General features: G+C 48.7%; 26 protein-coding genes. 15 read left to right on the top strand and 11 right to left on the bottom strand.

The window, feature by feature from the left end:
* The 6 genes from KDK18_RS05020 to KDK18_RS04995 form a co-directional block, all read right to left on the bottom strand.
* A partial coding sequence (locus tag KDK18_RS05020) for a hypothetical protein (RefSeq protein ID WP_257253642.1) occupies nt 1-1,054 on the bottom strand: 1,054 nt, incomplete at its 3' end.
* Between the two features lie 112 nt (nt 1,055-1,166).
* Entirely contained in the window at nt 1,167-2,639 is a 1,473-nt protein-coding gene (rng, locus tag KDK18_RS05015) for a ribonuclease G (RefSeq protein WP_257253641.1), read from the bottom strand.
* A 232-nt stretch (nt 2,640-2,871) separates the two neighbouring features.
* Nucleotides 2,872-3,471, bottom strand: coding sequence for a nucleoside triphosphate pyrophosphatase (locus KDK18_RS05010; RefSeq protein WP_257253640.1), 600 nt, complete (start codon nt 3,469-3,471; stop codon nt 2,872-2,874).
* 5 nt (nt 3,472-3,476) lie between these two features.
* The gene (gene mreD / locus KDK18_RS05005; RefSeq protein WP_257253639.1) at nt 3,477-3,965 is read right to left on the bottom strand and encodes a rod shape-determining protein MreD; all 489 of its coding nucleotides are present in this window, start codon (nt 3,963-3,965) and stop codon (nt 3,477-3,479) included.
* On the bottom strand, nt 3,962-4,867 hold the full coding sequence (gene mreC / locus KDK18_RS05000) for a rod shape-determining protein MreC (protein WP_257253638.1): 906 nt from the start codon (nt 4,865-4,867) through the stop codon (nt 3,962-3,964). Before mreC ends, mreD begins: the two co-directional genes overlap by 4 nt.
* Before the next feature lie 98 nt (nt 4,868-4,965).
* Nucleotides 4,966-6,003 (bottom strand): rod shape-determining protein, encoded by a 1,038-nt coding sequence (locus KDK18_RS04995; RefSeq protein WP_257253637.1) that lies wholly within the window; start codon nt 6,001-6,003, stop codon nt 4,966-4,968.
* A gap of 474 nt (nt 6,004-6,477) precedes the next feature.
* On the opposite strand from KDK18_RS04995, the gene KDK18_RS04990 reads away from it, so the two are divergent.
* The 4 genes from KDK18_RS04990 to gatB all read left to right on the top strand — a co-directional run bounded on the left by KDK18_RS04990 (nt 6,478) and on the right by gatB (nt 10,771).
* Nucleotides 6,478-7,167, top strand: coding sequence for a tellurite resistance TerB family protein (locus tag KDK18_RS04990; protein WP_257253636.1), 690 nt, complete (start codon nt 6,478-6,480; stop codon nt 7,165-7,167).
* A gap of 219 nt (nt 7,168-7,386) precedes the next feature.
* Nucleotides 7,387-7,674, top strand: a complete 288-nt coding sequence (gatC, locus tag KDK18_RS04985; protein WP_257253635.1) for an Asp-tRNA(Asn)/Glu-tRNA(Gln) amidotransferase subunit GatC — start codon at nt 7,387-7,389, stop codon at nt 7,672-7,674.
* Nucleotides 7,675-7,738: 64 nt separating this feature from the next.
* The gene (gatA, locus tag KDK18_RS04980) at nt 7,739-9,190 is read left to right on the top strand and encodes an Asp-tRNA(Asn)/Glu-tRNA(Gln) amidotransferase subunit GatA (protein ID WP_257253633.1); all 1,452 of its coding nucleotides are present in this window, start codon (nt 7,739-7,741) and stop codon (nt 9,188-9,190) included.
* A gap of 78 nt (nt 9,191-9,268) precedes the next feature.
* A complete protein-coding gene (gatB, locus tag KDK18_RS04975) occupies nt 9,269-10,771 on the top strand; it encodes an Asp-tRNA(Asn)/Glu-tRNA(Gln) amidotransferase subunit GatB (protein WP_257253632.1) in 1,503 nt (500 codons plus the stop codon).
* 69 nt (nt 10,772-10,840) lie between these two features.
* On the opposite strand, the gene KDK18_RS04970 is transcribed toward gatB, so the two are convergent.
* Both KDK18_RS04970 and KDK18_RS04965 read right to left on the bottom strand, forming a co-directional pair.
* Nucleotides 10,841-11,896, bottom strand: coding sequence for an endonuclease/exonuclease/phosphatase family protein (locus tag KDK18_RS04970; protein ID WP_257253631.1), 1,056 nt, complete (start codon nt 11,894-11,896; stop codon nt 10,841-10,843).
* 127 nt (nt 11,897-12,023) lie between these two features.
* Nucleotides 12,024-13,220 (bottom strand): hypothetical protein, encoded by a 1,197-nt coding sequence (locus KDK18_RS04965; RefSeq protein ID WP_257253630.1) that lies wholly within the window; start codon nt 13,218-13,220, stop codon nt 12,024-12,026.
* Nucleotides 13,221-13,689: 469 nt separating this feature from the next.
* On the opposite strand from KDK18_RS04965, the gene KDK18_RS04960 reads away from it, so the two are divergent.
* Both KDK18_RS04960 and KDK18_RS04955 read left to right on the top strand, forming a co-directional pair.
* Nucleotides 13,690-15,300, top strand: a complete 1,611-nt coding sequence (locus tag KDK18_RS04960; protein ID WP_257253628.1) for an AbgT family transporter — start codon at nt 13,690-13,692, stop codon at nt 15,298-15,300.
* A gap of 247 nt (nt 15,301-15,547) precedes the next feature.
* A complete protein-coding gene (locus KDK18_RS04955; protein WP_257253626.1) occupies nt 15,548-15,922 on the top strand; it encodes an STAS domain-containing protein in 375 nt (124 codons plus the stop codon).
* 25 nt (nt 15,923-15,947) lie between these two features.
* Here the strand turns inward: KDK18_RS04955 and KDK18_RS04950 are convergent, their stop codons facing one another.
* Together KDK18_RS04950 and upp are read right to left on the bottom strand one after the other, a co-directional pair.
* Nucleotides 15,948-17,207: a uracil-xanthine permease family protein gene (locus tag KDK18_RS04950; protein WP_257253625.1), complete on the bottom strand. Its 1,260-nt coding sequence runs from the start codon at nt 17,205-17,207 to the stop codon at nt 15,948-15,950.
* 143 nt (nt 17,208-17,350) lie between these two features.
* The gene (upp, locus tag KDK18_RS04945) at nt 17,351-17,977 is read right to left on the bottom strand and encodes a uracil phosphoribosyltransferase (protein WP_257253624.1); all 627 of its coding nucleotides are present in this window, start codon (nt 17,975-17,977) and stop codon (nt 17,351-17,353) included.
* 287 nt (nt 17,978-18,264) lie between these two features.
* Between upp and KDK18_RS04940 the strand changes: the two genes are divergently transcribed.
* Nucleotides 18,265-18,822 (top strand): hypoxanthine-guanine phosphoribosyltransferase, encoded by a 558-nt coding sequence (locus KDK18_RS04940; RefSeq protein ID WP_257253622.1) that lies wholly within the window; start codon nt 18,265-18,267, stop codon nt 18,820-18,822.
* Nucleotides 18,823-18,872: 50 nt separating this feature from the next.
* Here KDK18_RS04940 and KDK18_RS04935 read toward each other — a convergent pair whose 3' ends face one another.
* Nucleotides 18,873-20,297 (bottom strand): hypothetical protein, encoded by a 1,425-nt coding sequence (locus KDK18_RS04935; RefSeq protein WP_257253621.1) that lies wholly within the window; start codon nt 20,295-20,297, stop codon nt 18,873-18,875.
* Nucleotides 20,298-20,539: 242 nt separating this feature from the next.
* Here KDK18_RS04935 and KDK18_RS04930 point away from each other — a divergent pair, with 242 nt between their 5' ends.
* The 8 genes from KDK18_RS04930 to KDK18_RS04895 all read left to right on the top strand — a co-directional run bounded on the left by KDK18_RS04930 (nt 20,540) and on the right by KDK18_RS04895 (nt 26,119).
* Nucleotides 20,540-20,830, top strand: coding sequence for a PA4642 family protein (locus KDK18_RS04930; RefSeq protein WP_257253619.1), 291 nt, complete (start codon nt 20,540-20,542; stop codon nt 20,828-20,830).
* A 104-nt stretch (nt 20,831-20,934) separates the two neighbouring features.
* Nucleotides 20,935-21,339 (top strand): rhodanese-like domain-containing protein, encoded by a 405-nt coding sequence (locus KDK18_RS04925; protein WP_257253617.1) that lies wholly within the window; start codon nt 20,935-20,937, stop codon nt 21,337-21,339.
* A gap of 159 nt (nt 21,340-21,498) precedes the next feature.
* Nucleotides 21,499-21,891 carry a cytochrome b562 gene (locus tag KDK18_RS04920; RefSeq protein ID WP_257253616.1) on the top strand — a complete coding sequence of 131 codons (393 nt, stop codon included), beginning with the start codon at nt 21,499-21,501 and terminating at the stop codon, nt 21,889-21,891.
* A complete protein-coding gene (locus KDK18_RS04915; protein WP_257253615.1) occupies nt 21,884-22,378 on the top strand; it encodes a cytochrome b/b6 domain-containing protein in 495 nt (164 codons plus the stop codon). The genes KDK18_RS04920 and KDK18_RS04915 overlap by 8 nt, the downstream gene beginning before the upstream one ends.
* A 569-nt stretch (nt 22,379-22,947) precedes the next feature.
* Nucleotides 22,948-23,556 (top strand): DUF2796 domain-containing protein, encoded by a 609-nt coding sequence (locus KDK18_RS04910; RefSeq protein WP_257253614.1) that lies wholly within the window; start codon nt 22,948-22,950, stop codon nt 23,554-23,556.
* A gap of 1 nt (nt 23,557) precedes the next feature.
* A complete protein-coding gene (locus KDK18_RS04905; RefSeq protein WP_257253612.1) occupies nt 23,558-24,307 on the top strand; it encodes an ABC transporter ATP-binding protein in 750 nt (249 codons plus the stop codon).
* Complete coding sequence (locus KDK18_RS04900) at nt 24,307-25,569, top strand: ABC transporter permease (RefSeq protein ID WP_257253611.1); 1,263 nt, start codon at nt 24,307-24,309, stop codon at nt 25,567-25,569. The genes KDK18_RS04905 and KDK18_RS04900 overlap by 1 nt, the downstream gene beginning before the upstream one ends.
* A 13-nt stretch (nt 25,570-25,582) precedes the next feature.
* Entirely contained in the window at nt 25,583-26,119 is a 537-nt protein-coding gene (locus KDK18_RS04895) for a DUF3299 domain-containing protein (protein ID WP_257253610.1), read from the top strand.
* Nucleotides 26,120-26,232 lie beyond the last annotated feature (113 nt).

Raw genomic sequence — 26,232 nt, 5'->3', positions numbered from 1 at the left:
CCAGAAAAGATTTAAGGGCTGCCAGATCAACAGAGCTTACCGAAGTCGTGTAAATCGACTCTCTACCCCTTTTGCCATGAATCTTGATGTTAAGACCAAACGCATGATCGCCGGATGTCAGGCTCAGATTTTTCAACCCAAGCTTCCAATCTGTACTCCCAACCAGATAATCGCTGCTCAGTGAGAGTTCAGTGGATAGAGAAACATCCGGTAGCACTTGCTGACCTTTATGGTAGACAATGGCTGGCAGATTCAGATCTCCCTGCAACTGCCATTGACCATCAAGATATTCCCAGTCGGCCTCCAGATTCAACTGAGCGGTTTGCAAATAGGCGTTTTTTAACTCAGCGCTTTTTAACTGAAGAGCACCTTGTGAAATGAGCGCAGTCCAGGGAGCCAGATCCAGTGCATCAGTCTTGATCAGCCCGGACCAGGCCATGTCCTTTCTTTGAATCCCCTTGCCGAGCGCTTTGAATTCCAGAGCCCCTTGTTGAGTCACAATCCGGGTCTGAAGATGCCTCAGCTCTGACTCTTCCTTAACCATGAAAAAGTAGCGGGTATCGAGAATTAACGGCTCGCTGCCAAAAGGCTGCATGGTGAGGGAAAAGTTGGTGACATCAATGTGCTCTTGAAGCTGCAAAAACTCCAGAGTTTTGTGCAGGTTAAGGCCCTTGCCATCATCGCGGATGTATTGAACTCCCCTGAGCGACCACACGCCATCACTGTCACTCTGTATGGCCAGGGTAACACCCTCTGCTTCCAGATAGGTAAAGACCGGAGCCCGGTTCATCAGACTGGCTTTCAAATCCAACTCAAGATCAAGGCGCTCAATAGCAAAGCCGGGGGCTTCAGAAGTATTCCCCTGAAGCGACAAGCCTTTGATGCTGACAGTAGGACTGCCGCCAGCCCAGTTGGTCTCCAGCTGATCGATAGCGAATGAGGTATCGAGTGTGTCGTTAAGATATTCAACAAGATGGTCTTGAAAAAAAGGCAGGCATCCGATAAAGATTCGGGCCCCTGCAACCAGCAATACCATAAACAGAAGGGCCGCCATGACCAGGCGGAAACTCCATATAGCGGTAGACTTGAGGTAAGTTACCAGCCTTGAATCTGACCTCATGAAATACCAGGCCATCTGTTTTTCATTGACGCGTTCCTATTCCCGTTTATACCAGCACCACATCAAACTGTTCCTGGCTGTATATGGGTTCAACCTGGAAACGAATCGGTTTTTGAATAAACTCTTCGAGATCTGCTACGTTACTGGATTCTTCATCCAGCAGGCGGTCGACTACATGCTCAGACGCCAGAACCGTGTAACTCTGGCTGTCGTATGCACGAACGGCTCGAAGAATTTCTCTGAAAATTTCATAGCACACCGTCTCAGCTGTTTTCAGTGTGCCACGACCATCGCATGTTGGACAGGGTTCACACAGTACATTTTCCAGTGACTCCCGTGTTCTCTTACGGGTCATTTCCACTAGCCCCAGCTCACTGACTCCGGTGATATTGGTTTTGGCGTGATCTTTCTCCAGAGACCTTTCGTAAGTTCTCAGAACCTGTCTCTGATGCTCAGGGTCTTCCATATCGATAAAATCGATAATAATAATGCCTCCCAGATTGCGTAATCGTAACTGCCGGGCAATGGCTACAGAAGCTTCCAGATTGGTCTTAAGGATAGTTTCCTCGAGGTTACGATGACCCACGAAAGCCCCCGTGTTTACATCAATCGTGGTCATAGCCTCAGTCTGATCGATAATCAGGTAACCGCCTGATTTCAATTGCACCTTGCGACTGAGCGCCTTGTTAATTTCGTCTTCGACCCCAAACAGGTCAAAAATAGGACGCTCTCCCGGGTAATATTCAACCCTGCCATCCACCAGAGGCACCAGTTTTTTGACAAACTTGGATACCTTATTGAAAGTCTCCCTGGAATCAATTCGGATTTTCTCAATATCCGGCTCCACCAAGTCACGCATCGTTCTCAGGTGCAGCGGCAAATCTTCATAAATCGTGGCCGGTGCAGTATTTTCCCTGACCGTTTCTTCAATGGTCTGCCATAGCCGTCTCAGGAAAAGAATATCAGCCTTCACTTCTGCCTCGGTGATACCTTCAGCTGCTGTCCTGAGAATAAAGCCGCCTTTCTCATCTTCTCCGTCGCACTTCATGCCCTCTTCAACCAGCTTTCTGAGACGCTCGCGTTCTTCTGCATCATCAATACGCAGAGAAATACCCACATGATTATTATGGGGCATGAGCACCAGATAACGGGCCGGGATAGAGATGTGTGTAGTCAGGCGGGCACCTTTGGTCCCCAGAGGATCTTTGGTGACCTGAACAACCAGCGACTGACCTTCATGAACGAGTTCAACAATCGGGCGCTCCGACTGATCATCATTGTCTCTCTCGTTGCGGGGGGCAATTTCACTGGCATGAATAAAAGCAGCCCTTTCAAGACCGATATCCACAAAAGCGGCCTGCATTCCCGGAAGGACCCGGACAACTTTACCTTTGTAGATATTACCGACAATGCCTCGACTGCAGGCTCTTTCAATATAGACTTCCTGAAGTACCCCATTTTCAACCAGCGCCACTCGCGATTCCATTGGCGTGATATTCATCAGAATCTCTTCACTCATTCCCTTCCCCTTAAACTGGTCAGTCGATCAGGAAACTGTATTACGGAAGCCTGTATGACTTAAAGCCATCTTGGCCTTAAATCCGAAGGGCTGCCGATTCTTAAATAACAATCCCGTCCTGCCAGAAAAACCAAATAAACGAAATAAATACCTGAAAACGTTTTACCAGACCCGGAGGAACACTGCCTGGCAGGAAAGCTGCTGTTAAACAGTCTCCCGAGATTCTTTCTAATCAGTTTTTTACTAACTGAGGGTGCCATGGGCTAATGCCCAGATTCTGAAGTAGGGCTACGGTTTCCTTCACGGGCAAACCCACCACACCGGTGTAGCTTCCTGAAATGCTTTCTACCAGAACGGCTCCTTTTCCCTGAATACCGTACGCACCGGCTTTATCCATAGGCTCACCGGTGGCCACGTAGGCTTCAGCCACTTTCCGGTCAAAAGCAGTCATTCTGACCACTGTTCTGGACAGTTTCACGGATAGACTATTACCATCAGTGACCGCAACTGCTGTGAATACCTCATGGCTATTCCCACTCAATGACAACAGCATATCACAGGCTTGTGACTCATTTTCGGGTTTACCGAGTATTTTCACTCCCAGAATCACTGCAGTATCCGCTGCCAGCACGGGCCTGAGTGGCAATTGATCCAATGTAAGCCGGCGCCAGCCGGCCAGCGCTTTTTCTTCTGCCATTCGGGTAACATAGGCTTCTGGAGCTTCACTCGAGAACGGGGTCTCATCAACCCCGGAATGAATCTGATGAAAGGCAATACCGATCTGCCGGAGAAGTTCTTTCCTGCGCGGTGACTGGGAAGCGAGATAGATCATGATAATCAGGTAACTCTGAAGTTTCTCCTCAGTGCCCCTAAAACAGCAGACACCCAGGGCCAAAATGCGGCGCTGGTCAGTGCCGGTGCCAGATACCAGAGTGTCGGCGGCGTTCTCCCCAGGGCACTGCGAATCCACAAATTCAGCAGTTGATAAAAACCGACGATCACAAACACCATAAAGGCCTGCTGCCACCAGGGGAACATTCTCAAACGACGATGCAGACTCAGTACGATAACGGCCACCAACAACAACCCCATTGAACTCTGACCAAAGGTTGTTCCTACCACAACATCCATCAACAAGCCGGTCAAGAAGGCAAAAAACAACCCAAAACGCTCCGGCAGTGCCAAAACCCAATAAAGAACCACCATAACTACCCAGGATGGCCTGGCAATGGAGATCCATGCTGGCAGAGGTAAAACACTCAGCAGGAAAGCAACCAGCAGGGTAAACCAGACAATCCAATGAGCATTGGCTTTTTGAATACTCATAGACCCTCCTTTTTGTTCGCCTCTGGTGCCAATTCCGATGCTACTTCTTCATTGGAACGGAAGACCAGCAGAACGAACCGGGTTCTGTTGACTTCGGCCATCAGCTGAACCTCAATCTTGGCGAACGCCTCTCCCGGTGTACGCACTATTTTCCTGACTTTTCCCAGAGGGTAGCCCACCGGATAAATCTGTCCCAGACCCGAACTGGTCAAAAGGTCTCCCTCTTTAATATCCACTGTATCGGATATGTGAACCAGCTCCACAGAATCCTTACTGCCCGTGCCAACGGCAATGGCACGATAGCCACTGCGATTGACCTGGACAGGAACCCTGCTGGCGGTATCTGTGACCAGCATTACGCGGCTACTGACCAGACTAACGTCAATTACCTGCCCCATAACCCCATGAGCATCAACAATGGCCTGACCTTTAAATACTCCATCGGTAGACCCTTTATTGATTGTCACGATATGTTCATAGGGGTCTGGATCAACACCAATGATTTCTGCCACCAGAACCTGCTCATCCACCAGCTCGGATGAATTCAGCAATTCCTTCAGGCGAAGGTTCTGAGCAGTCAGTGATGCCAGCTTCTGAACTTTTTGTTCAAGAATCAGGTTACGGGCTTTCAGCCGGGTATTTTCTTCAAGCAGCTCACTTCGGGAAGTTACCAATTCATCGGCCGTGCTAAAAGCTCTGGAGGGCAAATCGGAGATCCACTGCAGAGGGGTAACCGCCATTGTTAGCCAGGAGCGAACAGCAGAGAGATAATGAGAACGGTGGTCAACAAACAGCAACGCGATGGAAATAATCAGCAAAAAAACAAAGCGCGTCGCCAAAGACTGTTGCTGGCTAAATATAGGTTTAATGGCTGGCTCCTGTGATATGCAAGGAGAACTCAATCTATTAATGTTACAAAAATACAGGCTTCACACATAACAACAGGCCAGACGATAACCGTTTGGCCTGTTGTTTGGCTGGAACAACGCCCCACTCATGATCAGTCTGTAGACAGTAAATCCATGCAATGCTTGTCCATCATTTCCAGAGCTCGACCACCACCTCGGGCAACACAGGTCAGTGGGTCTTCAGCCACCAGAACTGGCAAACCGGTCTCTTCACTGATCAGTTTGTCCAGGTCACGCAACAGGGCACCACCACCAGTCAGCACCAGACCTCGCTCGGCAATGTCGGAAGCCAGTTCCGGTGGAGACTGTTCCAACGCACTTTTAACCGCTTGAACAATCGCACTCAGGGATTCCTGCAGGGCATCCAGAATCTCATTGCTGTTCAGGGTAAAGCTACGCGGAATACCTTCAGCAAGATTACGACCACGGACGTCAATTTCCATCAGCTCATCGCTGGGGTAGGCAATCGCAATCTCCTGTTTGATGCGCTCAGCGGTTGAGTCACCAATAAGGCTACCATAGTTTCGGCGAACGTAGGTTACGATCGCATCATCAAAACGGTCTCCGCCCACTCTCACAGATTCGGAATAGACAACACCGCTCAGAGAGATAATGGCGATCTCGGTGGTACCACCGCCAATATCGACCACCATGGAACCACTAGCCTCCTCTACTGGCAAACCGGCTCCAATAGCCGCTGCCATAGGCTCTTCAATCAGATAAACTTCGCGGGCACCAGCGCCCAGAACGGACTCACGAATGGCTCTGCGTTCCACTTTGGTGGACTTGCAGGGAACACAGACCAGCACTCGAGGACTGGGCTGAATAAAACTGTTCTCATGCACTTTATTAATAAAATGCTGAAGCATACGCTCGCAGACATCAAAGTCTGCAATCACACCATCTTTCATGGGCCGGATAGCGGTGATATTGCCCGGAGTTCTTCCCAACATGCGCTTGGCGTCAGCACCAACTGCTACTACGCTCTTCTGTGTTCCCCAGTTTCGAATGGCCACAACCGATGGCTCATTCAGGACTATTCCCTTTTCGCGGACATAGACCAATGTGTTAGCCGTTCCCAAGTCGATCGATAAATCGCTGGAGAACAGACCCCGTAACCTTTTCAGCATTTTCTGTATTACCTTGATTCAAGGCTTTCTTTAAATGCCGCAAACTCTATCAATGCACAGTACTCAGAGCAAGCGACAATTCCACAATCTCTATGGTCCAACACGAGCTATTCAGGGCCAAAATGGAGGATTGCCACATGGCCATTCACCACAGACCATAGGATAACCTAATGCAGTTAGCTTGCGTTCTCAATGGCCGCCATTCATAATTTTGAAATATTATGAAAAATCTTAAGCTTCCGTTTCACTTTTTTTGAACGATCTTAGCTAATCTGGTGTCTCGTTGAAAAATGAGACACTATTCGCATCTCTCATATAAAGCCCGAAACTTAACGCCCTCTTATTGGGTTATTTTGAGAATTTTAATAATCCTTACCCGATACTAACAAACCTTTACTCTGCCTATTCATGCAAACCAGATGAACGGGCGTAAAGTACCCCTCGTTATGAACAGAATCTAAACGGGAGGCCGTTATGGATTTTAAAGGTTTATTTAATCAAGTTCTCAGCTCAGGTTCTTCCCTGATCAGTGAAGGTAAAAGCAAACTGGGGGAAGGACTGAGCACCTCTTCATCAGACAGCGATGGCAGCTCCATATTTTCTGGTCTGGGAAAAGGCGCTTTGACTGGCGGTGCGTTGTCTTTATTCCTTGACTCCAAAAAAGGCAGCACCATGGCAGGCAGAGCAGCCGAAGCGGGTGGTGTGGCAGCTCTGGGAGCATTAGCTCTGAAAACCTACAAGGGCTGGGCCAATCAGTCTGAAGGTGACCAACAAGACTCCAGCGATATGGAACTGATGCCGGAAAATGAGGAGAGACAAAGTCAAGTGATTCTCAAGGCCATGATTGCGGCTGCCAAAGCCGATGGCCACGTGGATGACGCCGAAAGGGAAAGAATTCATAAAGCCTTCGAGTCAATGGGAACCACTTCAGAACTGAATCAATTTGTGCAACAGGAACTGGAAAAACCTCTTGATCCGGTAGAAGTTGCCAATGAAGTGTTCAGCCCTGAAGAAGCCTCTGAGGTCTACCTTGCCTCTCTTCTCGTAGTAGATGAACAAAACACCATGGAAAAAACCTACCTTGAAGAGTTGGGGAGACAGCTGAAACTGGAACCTGGATTAGTTGAGAAACTCGAAGCCCAAGCCCATGTGCAAGCAGCTTGACTCCCTTGAGGAACCACAAAGCGTTGTTATCTTTGTGGTTCCGACCCAAACCTGCTCTTGAAACCCTATCTACAAGAATTAATCTTGACTACACCTTGAGATTCCCCTTCATACCCCATACATTTAGCCTTTATTTCTCACGTCCAGCGCTCTGCTTGCCTCACAAAAGCAGGGAAAGCTGGTTATGACCGCTTCTAAAGCCCGAATTCGGAGATAACCATGGCCGTTGATGCCTCTGAAATTCAGAAGGTTGCCAATTTGGCACGATTATCCATAGATGAAAGCCAGTTAGAGACGACTGCCGATACCATCAATCGCATTCTCGAACTGGTTGACCAGATGCAGATGGTTAAAACCGATCACGTGGAACCCTTAGCTCACCCATTGGATGCCACCCAGCGCCTGCGCAAAGACGTGGTGTCTGAAGAGAATAATCGCGAGCAGCTGCAGAGCTGTGCGCCGGTCGTTGAAGACGGACTGTTCCTGGTTCCAAAAGTGATTGAGTGAGCTGACTTGATGCCAAGCAGCAGCCTCAACCCCTTACCCTGATTTAAAGCGATTACCCAGAATCATGTACGACAAATCACTCTCAGAACAAAGCCGGGCCCTGGCCAACGGCGAACTGTCCAGTCTTGAGCTGACCCAGCTCTACCTTGACCGAATCAAAAAGCTAGACGGCAACTACAACAGCTACATAACAGTGACCGAAGATCTGGCACTGGAACAAGCCAAGGCTGCCGACGAACGTCGTGCAACAGGCGATGCCTCGGCGCTGACCGGTATTCCTCTGGCCCACAAGGATCTATTTTGTACAGAAGGTGTTAAAACGACTTGCGGCTCCAAAATTCTGGACAACTTTATAGCACCTTATGAATCAACGGTTACCCATAAACTCAAGGAAGCCGGTTCTGTCATGCTGGGTAAAACCAACATGGACGAGTTCGCCATGGGTTCCTCCAACGAAAACAGCTACTATGGTGCTGTGAAAAACCCTTGGGATACCCAGGCCATTCCCGGCGGCTCCTCCGGCGGTTCTGCAGTCTGTGTTGCAGCCAGACTGGCAGCCGGCGCTACGGGCACTGACACTGGCGGCTCTATCCGTCAGCCAGCATCTCATTGTGGTATCACGGGTCTTAAGCCTACCTACGGTCGTGTATCCCGTTACGGCATGATTGCTTATGCATCCAGTCTTGATCAGGCAGGTCCAATGACCCGGACTGCCGAAGATGCCGCCCTGATGCTGAATGTAATGGCCGGCTTTGATCACCGTGATTCCACTTGTCTGGATCGTGAAGTACCCGATTACACAGCTCATTTGAATGATTCCCTGGAAGGCCTGACGATTGGTTTACCAAAAGAATATTTTTCAACGGGCCTCGATTCTGAAGTTGAACAACGTGTGCGTGACGCCGTTGCCGAGTATGAAAAGCTGGGTGCGAGGGTCAAAGAAGTCAGCCTGCCTAACCTGGAGCTATCCATTCCTTCTTATTACGTGATTGCTCCGGCTGAAGCTTCCTCAAACCTGTCTCGCTTCGACGGTGCCCGTTTTGGTCACCGATGTGAAAACCCTGAAGACCTGATGGATATGTACAAACGCAGCCGCAGTGAAGGTTTTGGTGAAGAAGTCAAACGTCGTATTTTGGTGGGTACTTACGCGCTGTCTGCAGGTTACTACGATGCCTACTACAAGAAAGCCCAAAAGATTCGTCGCCTGATCCGTGATGACTTTATGAATGCTTTTGAACAGTGTGACATCATCATGGGTCCTAACGCTCCGACTTCTGCCTTCAACATTGGCGAGAAGAGCGACGATCCTATTGCCATGTATCTGTCCGATATTTACACCCTGTCTGTTAATCTTGCGGGCCTGCCCGGCATGTCGGTTCCAGCCGGAATGGCCAACGGCCGTCCAGTCGGTTTGCAGATGATTGGCCGTCACTTTGATGAGTCCCGACTGCTGAACGCCGCCCACCGTTTCCAGCAAGCTACCGACTTTCATAAACAGCTCCCGATTAATAGTTAACAGTACTCAGTAGATTGTGCTTCAGGTTTACCTCCTGAGACACAGTTTGCAGCGGATTAAATTTCGAGGATTTGAAAAGTGTCTCAAACAACTCCGAGCCAACTGAAAACTGATAACTGGCCACTGTCAACGGATCAATGGGAAACCGTTATCGGGCTGGAAATTCACGTTCAGCTTGCCACGAAAACCAAGATTTTCTCCGGCGCTTCTACCGCTTTCGGTGCCGAACCCAACACTCAGGCCTGTGCTGTCGATCTGGGTCTGCCCGGTGTTTTGCCGGTAGTGAACGAAGAAGCCATCAACATGGCCATCAAATTTGGTCTGGGCATTGATGCCGAGATCAACAAAGTTAATGTTTTCGAACGTAAGAACTACTTCTATCCCGATCTGCCAAAAGGCTACCAGACAACTCAGTTGGAGAAGCCCATTGTCGGTGCAGGTCACGTTGAGATTACTCTGAAAGATGGCTCGACCAAAACAGTTCGCATTCATCACGCCCATCTGGAAGAAGATGCAGGCAAGAGTCTGCATGAAGATTACCACGGCATGTCCGGCATCGACCTGAACCGTGCTGGCACACCTCTGATTGAGATTGTAACAGAACCCGACATGCGTAACGCAGAAGAAGCCGTGGCCTTCGCCAAAAAACTGCACTCCATCGTAACCACCCTGGGCATCTGCGATGGTGAAATGTCACAGGGCTCCATGCGCTTTGATGTAAACGTCTCTGTACGTCCAAAGGGCCAGAAAGAACTCGGTACCCGCACTGAAACAAAGAACCTGAACTCCTTCAAATTCATGGAAGCAGCAATCCTGAAAGAAGTGGAACGTCAGATCGACCTGATAGAAGACGGTGGTGACGTCATTCAGGAAACCCGTCTCTACAACGGCGACACCGATGAAGCCCGCTCCATGCGCAGCAAGGAAGAAGCCAACGATTACCGTTACTTCCCCTGCCCCGACCTGCTGCCAGTTCTGATCGAAGACAGCCGTCTGGAAAAGCTCCGTGCTGAAATGCCAGAAATGCCAGATGCTAAAAAAGCCCGCTTTGTCAGTGACTTGGGGCTGAGTGAAGTGGATGCTGAAATTCTGTCAGGCGATCAGGCGACAGCTGCTTTCTTCGAAACTGCTGCGAACATCAGTGGCGATGCCAGACTGGCTTCCAACTGGGTTCTGGGCGAAGTATCCAAGTCCCTGAACGCCAACAGCATTGGCATTTCAGAGAGCCCGGTCACCGCTGACATGCTGGCAGGCCTGATTACCCGCATCAAAGACAACACTATCACTGGCAAGGTCGCCAAGCAGGTCTTTGAGGCCCTGTGGAAAGGCGACGGTAAAAATGCAGATGAAATCATTGAGAAACAAGATCTCAGGAAAGTAACTGACACCGATGCCATTGAATCTATGATCGACGAAGTGCTTGTTGCCAATGCCCAACAAGTCGAAAACTATCGCGCTGCGCCTCCTGAAAAGCGTAGCAAGATGATCGGCTTCTTTGTCGGTCAGGCCATGAGGGCCTCAAAAGGCAAGGCTGACCCGGGTATGGTTAACCAAATGCTCAAGGAGAAGCTGGACGCCTGATAGCCGAATAAAAACCCAAAGAATACCAGCTACCTCGCCCAGGGGGCGGGGGATATTACATTCAAAGACTTAATAATGAGTGAAGTACAAAATACCCTCAACGGGATAATGATCAGACATCACACCTAATCGGCTTCGTGATTGATTGGCCTGGAGAATTGTCATGTAACCACTCACTGGACAGACATGTCTCTTGTCGCAAAGAATATTATCCAGGGTACCCCGGTAAGGGCCCTTCCCCTTGGCCATTTCATTTTCATAGATGTCAAAGGAATACGGTAGAGAGGTCTTGACAAAATCGGCTGCCTGACGACTGACCAGAGTTTCCAGCAGAATTTGAAAATATTCATCCCCTACGGCTTCTCCGTCCTGTCTGCCTGCATCAGAATTGAAGTCTCCCATGTAAATAACCGCTTCATGGCTGGGTATATTCAATTGATTCTTCACTTTCCCAAGATAATCATAATGCTTGACCAGACCTTTGTATTCATTGTCGGCATTATTTTGCACCGTTTGCAAATGGAGACCGAACACATGTAGATTCCCACTACGGGTAGGCACTTTGATATACCAGGCACCGACGGCACACCAGCCCTGATTACCTGCCGGCATAGGAAAGACAAATTCACGCATCTCCAGAATCGGCGCCTTGCTGTAAACCATGACCCCGCCATTGAATAGCCTGCCATACAGCAGCCATTTCCATCCTTCACCCAAAACAGGCGTCATATAATACCCCGCCTCTCTCATGCCCTTATTGACAACATCTCTAAGATACTGATCACCCATTTCCTGAAGTACGACAATGTGATAATCCCTCTTGACCATGTACTGGGTGATTTCTTCAGCCCTGATTTCCGGGTCGTTCATGTCTTGACCACCAAACCACCACATCAAGAACTCGAAAAAGTCATAGGATGTCATCAGGTTCACATTCCAGGTCAATAGTTTAAGAGGCGAACACTGATCAAAGGCATTCAAGGGACAGGTCGTAGGAGGGTTGGTGTATACGGGAATAGGCTCCGTACTTTGTCGTTTTCCAGAAGCACCCGGCAAGGGCGAATCTGCAGCTGCAAAGATACTCACCCCAACAAGGATAGCCAGAAGGGAACTGAACTCTTTCATCAAGCTTGCTCACTGACTGGGAAATCAAATGTACAGGATAGAAGCTATCGGAAAAGACATAGAAGAAAATCGGGGAATACAGATACAGCATTGTAAAAATGGAACTATATGAAAGAGATTAATCCACTCACTCTTTGCTGTTTTTAGCACTCTTCATATCAGTAGCCTGCTTGAAGAATTCAGTGAAACCGTCCTGAATACTCTGAAGCTCTTCATAGATAAATGATTGATTTCTTCCACGATAACCCTCCGTTTTGATCAGCTCTTCCAGATCATCAAAACGTGCCTGCAGATCAATACTGTCACTGATCAGCCTTTTCGCTTGGGCATCTCTTTCCTTACAACCTTCCCAGAACGTCTCACAGAATAGGTTGGTAGATTTAACACTGCTATGAAGCTGCTTCAACTCATTCACATCTTCCTGTTTCGCAGCAACTGCCGGCTGCTCAGGCCACACCCATCCACACATCCAGCTGCCAACCATTCTGGCAGTTTCCTTCATTTTGGGAACTGCGTATTTGCCAACGACGACTGCCAACATCAGTGTCCCACCTATCGAAGCGGTATTTTTGACTACTGGATGGCAGCCTGCTGCATAGAGTGTCGCATAGCCACAGTCGTGAGCCAGAAGGGAAGGCGTGAAATATTGAATATAATGTCCGGGATAACCGGTTTTTGAAAAAACTTCCTGAGCAAAATCAATACAATTAAACCCAATCAATTTATATAAACAACTTTCCTCTTTTTTTTCGCAAGCATCGGTGTATTGCGAGATGTATTTCTCCACCTCCAAAGCCTCTTTCCGGGAAATGAAGAAAGTGACTTTAGGGATATGATCAATACCTTTAAGGTCTTTATAGCTCTCGACTTCATCCAACACGTGCACAGAGTCTTCATAAGAATACAATCCACGAAAAATCTCACTAGATCCATTAACCGATAAGATAGCTCTCTCGGACACACTGCTGGCTGGCTTAACCTCTTGAAAAAGTAAAGAAGTATATGCAGAGTGCTTTTCCAGCTCATCAGACTCTTCTTGCATCTCCAATGGTGAAACTTCTTGTTCAATGGTCACATGAGGCCTGTATGGATAGAGACCACGGGCAATGTTGACGCCTCTTTCTTTGTTTTCAAGCCTGACAAAACTATGGCCATAGTCGAGGTAAACAGTCAGTTTACAGGGAAGGTCTTCCTCCCTTGTCACATTGCGAGTATTGAAAGCTGCCGAACTACCTGATGCGCCCCTTGAATGAGGCGCATTGCCTGTATCCATTGGCCTGGGAGGTTGACCGTCTGTGTGAGATTTATTACGCCCGGCGTTCATGCCCGCACTCCTTACCTACAAAATTACTTCCTAAGTATAATCAAGGCGTTACAGGCTCTGACCATTCATCGACAAGATGACCTTACTCACGATTAGCTGCACTGAGGAAGATTTACTTGCCATGCTCACCTCTAAAAGATCCCCGTCACTGGCATAACAAGGGCATAAGCTTTTCAATTTACTTGACCAACGTCTTTTAAAATAAGATTCAAACCAAATAAAAAATAAATATTTATAACTAAATTTGTAAAAAAATCCTGTTTCAGAGTATCATGCCGGCCGATTTTCTGGGAAATTAGTCCAGCTTATCTTTTTGTCAGGGCCATTTGCCTGACTTATCCGTCGCACTTATTCGCTAAAAGACCACAACCACAACCATTTAACGAATGAGTGTTACTTATGGTCAGGCTGTCAAAACTAAAAGTAAAGACGCTGGCTAAAACCTACTAAAACTGTTTGGAGCGGAAGTATGTCGTACCAGTCCGAAACTCTCCCAACAGGTGATGCAAATAACAGCAACAATAATCGCACCGCCTTTGACCGTTTCCTCGCTACTGTAGAGTGGCTGGGTAACCTGTTACCCCATCCAATCACCCTGTTTGCCCTGTTTGCTGTTGGTATTGTTATCATCAGTGGTATCGCCTCATGGGCAGGTCTGAGTGTTGTTGACCCCCGTCCGGAAGGCGTTGCAGGCCGTGCAGCAGATGGCATGATTCATGTCGTTAACCTGCTGACAGGTGATGGTCTGCGAATGATTGTGACCAAGCTGGTCACCAATTTCACCGGCTTTGCGCCTCTGGGCACCGTGCTGGTAGCGCTCATGGGCGTGGCTATCGCAGAACACTCCGGATTGCTCAGTGCACTGGTTCGCTCACTGGTGATGAAGGCATCCCGTAACACCGTAACCATGATCGTTGTGTTTGCCGGTATTCTGTCCAATACTGCTTCTGAGCTGGGCTACGTGGTTGTTATTCCTCTGGCGGCGATGATCTTCCACTCGCTGGGAAGACACCCTCTGGCCGGTCTGGCTGCCGCTTTTGCCGGTGTTTCCGGTGGCTATAGCGCCAACCTGCTGCTGGGTACCGTTGACCCACTGCTGTCCGGCATCACTGAAACTGCCGCCAGAATGATTGACCCGGCTTATGTCGTAGGTCCTGAAGCTAACTGGTACTTCATGTCTGTCAGTGTCTTCCTGATCACCTTCGTGGGTACCTGGGTCACTAATAAGATCATTGAGCCTCGTTTGGGCCAGTATAACGAATCGGAAGCTTCTGTTGATCTTTCTGAAGACAAAATGGAAGAAGTCACTGACCTTGAGAGGCGCGGCCTGAAACGGGCCGGACTGGCATTGCTGGTCTTGGTGGGTGTGATGGCTCTGACCATTGTTCCAGAGTGGGGCGTACTCAGACACCCTGAAACAGGTGCTGTTGCAGGCTCTCCATTCCTGAAGGGCATTGTTGCCATGATTCTGATCTTCTTTGCGATTCCTGGCTTTGTCTACGGTAAAACAGTAGGCACCGTCAAGAATGACAGAGACGTGATCGACTGCATGTCCAAGAGCATGAGCACCATGGGCATGTACATTGTCCTGGTATTCTTTGCTGCTCAGTTTGTCGCTTTCTTCGGCATGACCAACCTGGGAACCATCTTTGCGGTGCTGGGTGCCGAGTTCCTCCAGAACATCGGCCTGACCGGACCACTGCTGTTCGTCGTCTTCATTCTGATGTGTGGTTTTGTGAACCTGATGATTGGCTCCGCTTCTGCCCAGTGGGCCGTTACTGCACCCATCTTTGTGCCAATGTTGATGCTGGTGGGCTACGCTCCTGAAGTCATTCAAGCCGCATACCGTATCGGTGACTCAGTCACCAATATCATCACGCCAATGATGAGTTACTTTGGCCTGATCGTTGCGTTTGCTTCACGCTATAAGAAAGACCTCGGCATTGGCACCCTGATCTCCATGATGCTGCCTTACTCCATGTTCTTCGTGATTGGCTGGAGTGTATTGTTCTTCGTCTGGGTCTTTGTAATGGGCCTGCCGGTTGGACCTGGCTCAGCGACTTTCTACAGCGCTGGCTAGCCCTCTGATATGACATTTAAAAAGGGGTGATAGTGCACCCCTTTTTATTGCTCAAAATTCATTGAGAAAAGTCAGCAGATCTAAAACCTGCTGCCCCACTGGAATAGCCACACCCACCAAAAGACCTACCAGCAAAACCTGCTCATCTGAAATTGTCAGCAATACTGTCAAGCTTGTTATACCACTTCCTGCCAATAGGTCTTAGGATATCCTCCAACAAAACAGCCATTTTTAAAGGAGTAATACTATGGCTTTATCCATCAATCTGGAAGATCACTACAATTACACCCTGCTGGAAGTAGAAGGTAAAGTGGACGCCGTTACCTCACAAATGCTCGATCGCGCTATCGAAGCCGCCACCTTTGAGGGTAATCGTCATCTGATCCTGGACTGCTCACAGCTATTCAGTATCAGCAGTGAAGGCCTGAGAGTATTACTCAACACTCGAAATACATTAACACTGCTTCACAGCCTCACGCTTTGCAATGTTTCAAGACCTATTCGATCATTGCTGGATCTGACGGGTGTCTCCCGATACATCGCTATTGCCAATGATCTGGATGAAGCTGAATCCATGCTATTTGAATCTGATGCCGAGCTGGACAGAATCAATGTAAAATAAGCTTGTCCGGCAGGAACACTTGAATTCAGACATCTGAAGACTGAAACTTATCTTCCTTGTCGGCATGAGGCAGTATCGCATTCAGTAAAACGGCAGTGATGGCACAGAGGCTGACCCCTTTCAGAGTGAACCCATCAAACGACAAAGCCAGATTACCAATACCAAACACCAGAACAACTGAGACAATCACCAGATTGCGAGGTTTACCCAGATCCACCTGAGCCTTGATCATGGTACTCAGGCCGACAACGGCAATAGAACCGAACAGCAACATCATGATTCCTCCCATCACCGGCGTTGGAATCGTAGCCAGAAAGCCACCGATTTTGCTGATAAACGCCACTGCAATGGCTATAACTGCAGCCCAAGTCATGATTTTAGGGTTGAAAGCTTTTGTCAGCATGACCGCACCGGTGACTTCTGAATAGGTAGTATTGGGAGGGCCACCCAACATTGCAGCAGCAGAAGTAGCAAAACCATCGCCCATCAGGGTATTTTTCAGACCGGGCTTTTCCAGGTATTTCTTTCCGGTAACCGAACTGATCGCCAGCATATCGCCAATATGTTCAATGGCTGGAGCAATAGCCACCGGCACCATAAACAGGATGGCATTCCAGTTAAACTCCGGGGCTGTGAACGCGGGAATAGCAAACCATGGACGATCAATGACCGGCTGAAAATCGACAACTCCCATAAACAACGCAACAATATAGCCAGCACCGATTCCACACAAAACCGGAATCAGTTTAAAGATACCACCGGCCATAGTGGAAATGGCCAGTGTTGCCACCAGAGTGACGCCCGCCAGCAACAGAGAGGTACTGTCGTCAATCGAGGAACTGTCACCGCCACTGGCCATATCAACGGCAACTGGCGCCAGCCCAAGACCAATGACCATGATCACCGGCCCCACTACCACTGGCGGAAACAGTCGATAAAGGATACCGCTGCCCCTAAGGCGAATGATGAAGCTGAGCACTACATAAAACAGGCCCGCTGCCACCATACCACCCAGGGTTGCAGGCAGCCCCCAACTTTGAACACTAAAGGTAATGGGCGCAATAAAGGCAAAAGAAGAGGCCAGAAAAATAGGCACCTGTCGCTTGGTACACAACTGGAATATCAGAGTACCAATACCCGCGGTAAAGAAAGCAACATTGGGGTCCAGCCCTGTCAACAAGGGCACCAGTACCAGAGCACCGAAGGCGACAAACAGCATCTGTCCCCCCATCAGGATCTGCCGCCATGCCGGCATCCTATCATCTGACAGGTTTATATCAGTCATAATTAGCCTCTTATAAATTGAAACTCACACAGAATCCGAAGCCTCTGAAGAAAGCCCGGATCATTACGACGGAAAAATAAACGACAAGGAATTTTTATCTTAACTACTGATTACTTACTGCATCCCTGAAAGCTTTCTCAGCACTATTTGGTTCCGAAGATTTTATCTCCGGCATCACCCAGACCCGGCATGATATAGCCATGCTCATTCAGACAATCATCCACTGACGCAGTAAAGAGAGTGACATCCGGATGTGCTGCAAGCACTTTCTCGATACCTTCCGGAGCCGCTACCAGCACCAGACAGCGAATTTCCCTACAGCCAGCTTTCTTGAGCATATCGATAGTAGCAATCATAGAACCACCGGTAGCCAGCATAGGGTCCAGCACCAGGGCAATGCGCTCATCGATGTCCTTAACCAGCTTTTCGAAGTAAGGAACCGGCTCAAGAGTTTCTTCATCCCGATAGAGACCTACGACACTGACCCGGGCACTCGGCACCAGATCAAGCACTCCGTCCATCATACCCAGACCTGCTCTGAGGATGGGTACAATAGTGATTTTCTTACCTTTGATCTGTTTGACAGTGACGTCTCCGGCCCAGCCATGAATCACATGATCTTCCAGCTCAAAGTCTTTGGTCGCTTCATAAGTCAGCATCGACCCCACTTCATTAGCCAGTGTCCGAAACCCTTTTGTACTGATACCCTTGGTGCGCAAAATGCCCAGCTTGTGCTGTACCAGAGGGTGCTTGATTTCACGTACACTCATGTCAGTTACCGATGCCTTCCAGTTAATACTGAATCTACCCACTTCACGGGCATAAACGGTCCTATTTTTACACAGCCTCTGCGACCCCACCTACAAGTTTTTCTCACACCCAACCAGAGTGAAGCTATAACTTGCTGTTCACATCTAATCTAGGTATCGTTGCCCTCTTTTTTAGACGGTTCAACTTTTGTCTACACTGCCTCGAATCTTGTCCACCAAAAAGGTCTGGAGAAGCCAGTCGTTAGCCAATGACCCGTTACCAGTAATTACCACGAGGTTCCCATCCTATGTCTGTTGATCTCGACCATATACAGCAAGTCCTCGACGAGGCAGACTGCCTTTACAATGAACAACAGATAGAAGAAGCCATCAAGAACATGGGCAGCGCTATTACTGAACAGCTGTCCAGCAGTAATCCACTGGTTTACTGCGTAATGAATGGTGGCATGGTCATTACTGGAAAGCTGCTGACCCACCTGCAGTTCCCCCTGGAAGCCTCATACGTGCACGCCACACGCTACCGTGATCAATTAACCGGTGGCCACCTGGACTGGAAAGTTCGCCCTTCACAGGACATGAAAGGCAGAACGATTCTGATCGTTGATGACATTCTTGACGAGGGTCACACTCTGGACGCTATTGTCGACTTCTGCAAGGAACAGGGTGCAGAGCAGGTTCTGACTGCTGTTCTGGTTGACAAGCTGCACGACCGAAAAGCACGCTCCGGCCTCAAGGCAGACTTCTGCGGTCTTGAAATTGAAGATCGTTATATTTTTGGTTACGGACTGGATTATCAGGGTTACTGGCGGAATGCCAACGGCATTTTTGCTTTGAAGGGTCACTGATCACTGAGTCAACTGAACCAGTTTACCTGGAAACCTGACAGCAAACTGGTTCAACGATTTTTAATTCCGGTAGAGTTCATTCTTCCCTGCAGACTTTTCTTGAGCGCCGCACGCTCCCGTTCAACGTCCTTAGGAACGGCCTTGCGCTCTTCAAGCACTTCCTTCTCTTGATGTTTCCGCCCCCTGCTAATTTCATCTATCTCTTTTTTAAAATCCTTTCCCTGACTGGCCTCAGCCTTAATATAAATAGCAGCGGAGTATTCTCGCTTTAGCGCAGCCCTGTCACTGGAATAAGCCTTAACCTTGCCTTCAAGAACCTTTAACTCTCCTTCAAACTTATCTCTCTGCTTACTGAGTGAGGCCACCACTCGCTTTTTGACCGACTGTTTCTGCTCTGGAGTCAATGACTTGTTGTCATTAATTTCAGCAAGCCGCTGTCGGGCCATGTTATTGATCGTCTTAAGCTTGTCTTTCAAAGCCGGGATCTCAAAGTCCCTCCTATGCTGATGCTCCCTTTTCTGGACAGCCAGCTCTTCTTTTTTATCCACTACGGCTTTGCTCAATTTTGTTATTTCTGCCCGGTACTCATTATATTTCTGACTAACTTTCTTATTAGCCTTCTGCTGAATGCCCTGCATCTGGCGGTCGAGTTGTTGATGGCGGAACTCAATTTTCTCCGATGCCGCGGAATCAACCCTTAGCTTCAGGGATCGACTTAGCTCCCTGATTTCCCCTTTCAGCTCGGCTCTCTTGTCTTGTGTACTTCTTAACTCTCTTACATCAGAGTCGTAACTCTGGAAACCGGCATCATTATTGAATGCGTCTCTGAAATTGTTCAACATTTCCTTTCGTTCATTAAAAAGTTGTGCCTTGGAAAAGTCGTAGGTTTTTCCATCCGGGGCCGGAAACTTACCCTCTTTAGGAGGGGCTTCCCTCTTGTCATAAAGTTCCAGTGATTTGGCGTACTTTTGATCAAAATCCACCAGTTTTTTCTCAAGGGCATTGGCTTTTCCTTTGAGCTCGGCCAATTGCTCTACCTTGTCATTTCTGGTGGTAAGATCCTGCTTCAAACTTTTATTGCGAACACCATCAATCAATTCCCGTGGCACAGGCTTCCAGTTTTCGTGCTTGAAGAAACGCTTCAACTCTCCATAAACATGAGCCACCTTTTGCTTCAGGACTCGTTTGACATTGACCTTATCCGGGCTGGCAGTGCCTGATGACTCTTTTTCTAAGTGCTTTTTACCCTCTACTGCTTCGCCCTTGCGTTCATGGAGTGAAGTGTCCGGAGGAACTGACTGCTGCAACTCGCTATGCAATGGTGGAGAGGGAGGCAAATAGTTCGGATGATTACGCACTTCGACACTGCGATTCAGGCCTTGGGCTTTTGGACCAGCTTTCTCTATAACCTCATGAGAACCCTGCTGACCCGTCTGTATCGGACTTTGCCCCCCTACTGAACCTGTTACTGACATCCCTGCTTCCTCTTAAATCTTTCAGTCTATTCCTTTATATATTTAAGTATCATCCATAGTTGAGATGCTTATTCGAAGAATTTATATCATTTCGGAATAATTCAGTGCACCTGACCCGCTATAAATGCCTTATCCGCCACATTTCCGACAATCCTGATAAAAGCATTGAGATATAGGTTCCTGAAAGTTTAAAACCCATCGTGTACAATGCCGTCAAATTGTCAAAGCTATCGGGTATAACAATGAAAAAAGACAAACAGAAAGTCATTGGCGAAGAACTGAGTGATGAACGAATCAAAGAGCTGCTTACCCTTGAGCCACCTGCCGGAGTGGACCGAGCCTTACACATTCTGACCCGTGCTTATCGTGCACTTCGGGCCGGAGACTTCGAACGATTCCTGCACTTTTACTCGGAAACAGGTCTGGAGATAAACCCTGTCACACCAGAGGGTCGCACGTTTCTGTCGGTCCTGGAAACACATCATCACGCCTCACCCTATATCCAGGCTTTAAAGAACTTCGGAGCCAGCTAACACACACTTCTGAACGACCATCTATACTCTGGGCTTTAGCAGTAAAATGGAGAAGCCCCATGTTAGGTAGATGGTTCAGATGCCCTCTTGTGCTGGCTAGCACTATGATCCTGTTGAGCACCACATTGGTAGCATCAGAGAACACGGCTGTGGAAGACAAGCTCTCGACTTACAGTAAGGACTACCCAGCCATTTCATACCCCAACCTGCGAAAAGCAATGGATGCTGGAGAAGTGTTTGTGCTGGATACCAACAGGGCTGATACCTTCATCAAGGGTCATCTGCCAGGCGCCTACTCACTGGCAGACAAAACCACACTGGAGAGCCGACTCCCTACCCTAAAAAATTACCCCATTGTTGTTTATTGTGGTGGCCCACAGTGCACGTCCTGGTTTGCCGGTGCTGACTTTGCTGCGGCCCGGGGTTATACCAACATCATGCACTTCAAAGGGGGCCTGAAAGACTGGCAAGAGCAGGGGGACAATCTGGCAACAGGAAAAGCAAACTAATTTTATGCCAGTAAAAAATGTACGGAAATAGATAGATCTTTTTATGACATGCCATTAATTGACAGTGCCCTTAAATCGAAAAGTTTACACAACTGTCCTTCTTATTTCTCGCCAGAATCATTATGATGCCCGAGTGAAATATTTATACGGAAAGTTTCGATGAAATCGCTTGCCAAAGCCCTCTTTATACCACTGGTACTGTCCGCTTTATTCATGGCATCAATGCCTGCTTCTGCACATCACGCAGGTCATTCCGACCAGCTGAACGCTGAGATGAAAAAAATGGGCTTCAATTTCAAACGCTCTGGCTCAGCTAAAACCATTGAAGACATGCAAAGCTATGTAACTGAATTCCGTGAACAAGCAGAAAACGCCAGAGAGACCGGCTACTCTGACGCGCCTGAGGCATTCCAGAAAGGTATTGATCAACTGCTGACCGGTCTGGCAGGTGTTCAGGCAGCCCTCGATCAAAAAGATCTGGATCTGGCCAAACAAAGAATGAAAAAACTGAATGATATCAGAAAGAAATACCATCGAGAGTTCAATGTCTGAAAGGTTTCGATGGCCACGTGCCGTTCAGTTGATTCACTGGACGGTTGCAGCGCTCTTTTTCAGTAACTATTTCCTGGTTGAAGGGGGGGAACAGTACCATGAATATTCTGGCTGGATCATCCTTGCCCTGATAGGACTCAGACTATTCTATGGCTTGACTTTCGCCCCCGCACCCGCTCGCATTGAAGACATCAAACCCTCGTTCTCGGGCATCAAGCGTCACCTTCATGAGCTGAAAACCCAACAGCGGGGAGAAAATGGCCACAACCCGATGGGCGCTATTGCAGTCTGGCTGATGTGGATTATCCTGGCTCTGGCTGCGGTTACCGGGTGGCTGCAGGATACCGACTTCGGCTTTGAGCACGGTGTCTACGAATGGCACTCCATGCTAGTGAATGGCCTTTACTACTTTGTTGGCGTGCACTTACTGGCAGTACTGATTACTTCCTGGCTAACTCGTCGCAATCTGATTAAAACCATGCTCTAATTCGAAAAACTCATATCAAGGCGCACGGTAAACAGTTCGGTTAAACGCAAATGACTGCGTTTTATAGCATTGCTTTTTGTTAGCGCTTTAGAGAATAATTCGGGCAATGATGACACAGGTCTCGACAACACGACTGAATGCTAACCATAAGCCTTATAAACACTGCCCACAGAAACAGACCGAATCTTCTTCGATTCTGTCTGGTTTCTGTCGTTTATTTATTAGTTGTCCAATATTCCGTCAGTCACACACACAATACCCATAAAGACTTCAGCTCAAACTATCAGAGTCTATTCCAGCAACTCTCTCTGAATGATCATGCCGATCACTGGCATTGGGACCAGCATCACTCAGCAGGCTGTCAGCTAACAGCCCAGGCGCCTCCGTCTCTGGGCCTGTGTACTGTAGAAAGCAGGTTGTTCGTTCCCTACAACGTTGTAGAAAGAACCCGTTCCGTTTCTTGGGAAACCCCCACCAAAAGACTGACCCGAGCCCCGCCGGCCTTTATCTGATGTCACCAATCAACCAAAAAACCTATTTTTCAGATAAATAATCCGACGAGTGACTTTATGCACACTTTTACCAAACTGGCTGCCGGTATTGCCTGCGGAGTTCTGTCCCTGACTGTTTCTGCCGCTGACGGAGAGCAGCGCCACGTTGACGCTCATGTTCACGGACAGGGTGAACTCAACTTTGCAGTCGAAGGCTCAGAAGTCCACCTGGAACTTACAATGCCTGCCAACGATGTATTGGGCTTCGAGACTGTTACTACCGATAAACAACGCCACCAGCTCCATGAGGCTTTAAAAAAACTGGAAGCTGCCAACCTCTGGAGCATGACCCCTGCCGCCTCCTGCAAACTGGTCAGCGCCAGGGCGGCAACAAGCTCTGCTGATCGCCAGCATGATGATCATGACGAGCATGTATCTCACGATCATCACGATGAGCATGCATCTCACGATCATCATGATGAACATGGTCACAAAGGGCATAGCGGGCATATGGACATTTCAGCCACCTACGTCTTTGAGTGTGGCAATCCCGGTCAGCTAAACATCATCAACACCTCAATCTTCGAAGTGTTCGAGCGCAGTAAATCCTTAAGTGTTCAGGGCTTTACCCAGAAAGGTCAGACGGCTGCCGAAATGACCAAAAGCAACCCAGAGGTTCGCTTCTAAAATGACTGACTCCCGCTCCCACGTTATTGAACTCAATGCTATTGAGTTCAGCTGGAAAGCAGGAATACCTGTTCTGGATATTCCTGAACTGACTGTATTCAGAGGTGAAAAGGCTTTTGTCAGAGGCCCTTCGGGCTCCGGTAAAACCACTTTATTGGGACTGCTCGGCGGCGTCATTACAGCGGAGCGGGGACAGGTTAAAGTACTAGAAAACGACATAAGTCGTTTTTCACCGGTACAGCGCGATCTCTTCCGCGCTGATCATATTGGCTTTATCTTCCAGATGTTCAATCTGATCCCCTATCTCTCTGTGATTGAGAACGTTACTCTGCCTCTGAGTTTTGCCAAACAGCGCAAAAGCAATCTCGCCAGTATGGCTGACAGTGAACAGGATGAAGCAAGACGTCTTCTCAGGCATCTGGAACTGGACGAATCCTTACTCCATCGTCCGGTCACTGAACTGAGCATTGGACAGCAGCAGCGTGTAGCGGCTGCCAGAGCTTTAATTGGCAAGCCTGACCTGATCATTGCCGACGAGCCCACATCAGCCCTGGACACGGACACCCGGGAAGCGTTCATCAATCTGCTGTTCGCAGAATGTGAAGCAGCGGGGAACACTCTGTTGTTTGTCAGCCACGATCAGAGCCTTGAATCGTTATTTGATCGCAGCATAGTGCTTAATGAAATCAACCGGGCCAGTCAGCCTCCATCGCCTGCCTCTCCCACCAGCAAAGCAATAGAGGTGGACTGATGTCGATTTTAGGCCTGGCTTTGAAGAGTCTTAAAAACCGAAAAACAACCGCCCTGCTGACGATATTCTCTATTGCTGTCAGCGTAGCTCTGCTAGTGGGCGTTGAACGTATAAGGGTCGAAGCTAAAAACAGCTTTACCAACACCGTTTCAGGTACCGATTTGATCGTGGGTGCAAGAAGCAGCTCCATAAATCTTCTGTTGTATTCTGTTTTCCACGTTGGCAATGCCACCAACAATATCACCTGGCAGACTTATCAGGATCTGACGTCTGACCCTAACGTTGCCTGGTCTGTTCCCATTTCTCTGGGCGATTCCCATCGCGGCTATCGGGTTGTAGGTACAACCCATGACATGTTTAATCATTTTCGATACGGTGATGACGAATCACTGCAATTGTCCAGGGGTCAGCCTTTCAAGGCCTTGTACGACGCTGTTCTTGGAGCTGAAGTCGCTGCCAGCCTTGGCTATGAGATCGGTGACAACCTTGTTCTGAGCCACGGCGTGGAAAGTAAGAGCCTGCTGTCACACGACGACAAACCTTTCACGGTTTCAGGCATTCTCAAACCAACAGGCACTCCCACGGACAGGATAATTATGATCTCCCTTGAGGGGATCGAAGCCCTCCACATCGACTGGGTAAGCGGTGCCCCACCCATTGCCGCATTCTCGGTTTCCGCAGATCAGACGCTGGCTATGGATCTTCAGCCTGCCAGTGTTACCGCCTATTTTGTCGGCCTGAAATCCCGTATTGGCGCTTTCCGCTACCAGAGGAAAGTGAATGAATACCGTCAGGAAGCCATGACTGCCATTCTGCCCGGCGTTGCCCTCCAGGAGCTCTGGCAACTGGTGAGCACCGCAGAAAAAGCACTCCTGGTCGTTTCCGTCATGGTAGTACTGGCTGGTCTGATGGGCATGCTCACTACGATCCTCTCTTCTCTGAATGAAAGGCGACGTGAGATGGCCATTCTTCGCTCTGCAGGGGCAAGACCCATCCATATCTTCACCCTGATGATTACTGAATCTGTCATTTATGCAGTAGCCGGAACCCTGCTAGGCTTCCTTATACTGTATGGACTGCTGCTCGCCATTCAGCCTGTTGTTCAACAAGTTCTGGGGCTGCACCTGGCCATCAGTGCACCTGGGATCTTTGAATGGTCTCTGGCTGGAATAATCATTTCCTGTGCCATTGTTCTGGGCATGATCCCAGCCTGGCGCGCCTATAAAAACTCACTTGCTGATGGTCTGACCATAAGAGTCTAAAAAGGAAATCGTCATGAAAACAGGAAAATCCCTTATACTGACGACACTGCTCACCTTGCTGCCAGCAGTCGCCGTTCAGGCCAAGCCGGTGGAAAAGCCAACAACCAAAGCAGACGCCATAGAAATCACCTGGGACGAGCTGATGCCTGCACCGGATCAGCAAGTCATTAACAATTACCAGGCCGGAGAAATGGGGAGAGATGAGGTCATCGCTTACCTGGATAAGCTGGGCCAGACGCCGGTTGTAAAGCTGGACAAGCGCACGGTAAAAATCCCGGGATACCTCGTGCCACTGAACCTGGATAAAGATCAAAGAGCGACAGAGTTGTTGCTGGTACCAACAATGGGTGCCTGCATCCACGTACCGCCACCACCACCTAATCAGACCGTTTATGTGAAATTCAAAGAAGGCAAAGGGGGTATCAAAGTCGAGGAGGCAGGCTACACCCCATACTGGCTGGTAGGTACTTTGCGTGTCGAGACCACTCAGTCCGAGTATACAGAGACCCTGTATTCCATAACTGTTGACTCGCTGGAAGTCTACAAATAAGACAACCTGTTTCGGTTAAGAACCCCCTGTTTAGAAAAACAACAGCGGTTCTTAACCACTAGCAGCCTGTCAGACTTAAGCGTCCGTAGCGAGGATTGCAAGAAATTGAGGAT

The organism is Endozoicomonas sp. SESOKO3 (genome assembly GCF_024606255.1).
Note: the sequence above shows the minus strand (reverse complement) of the source record. Positions and strands in the feature narration are given on the sequence as shown.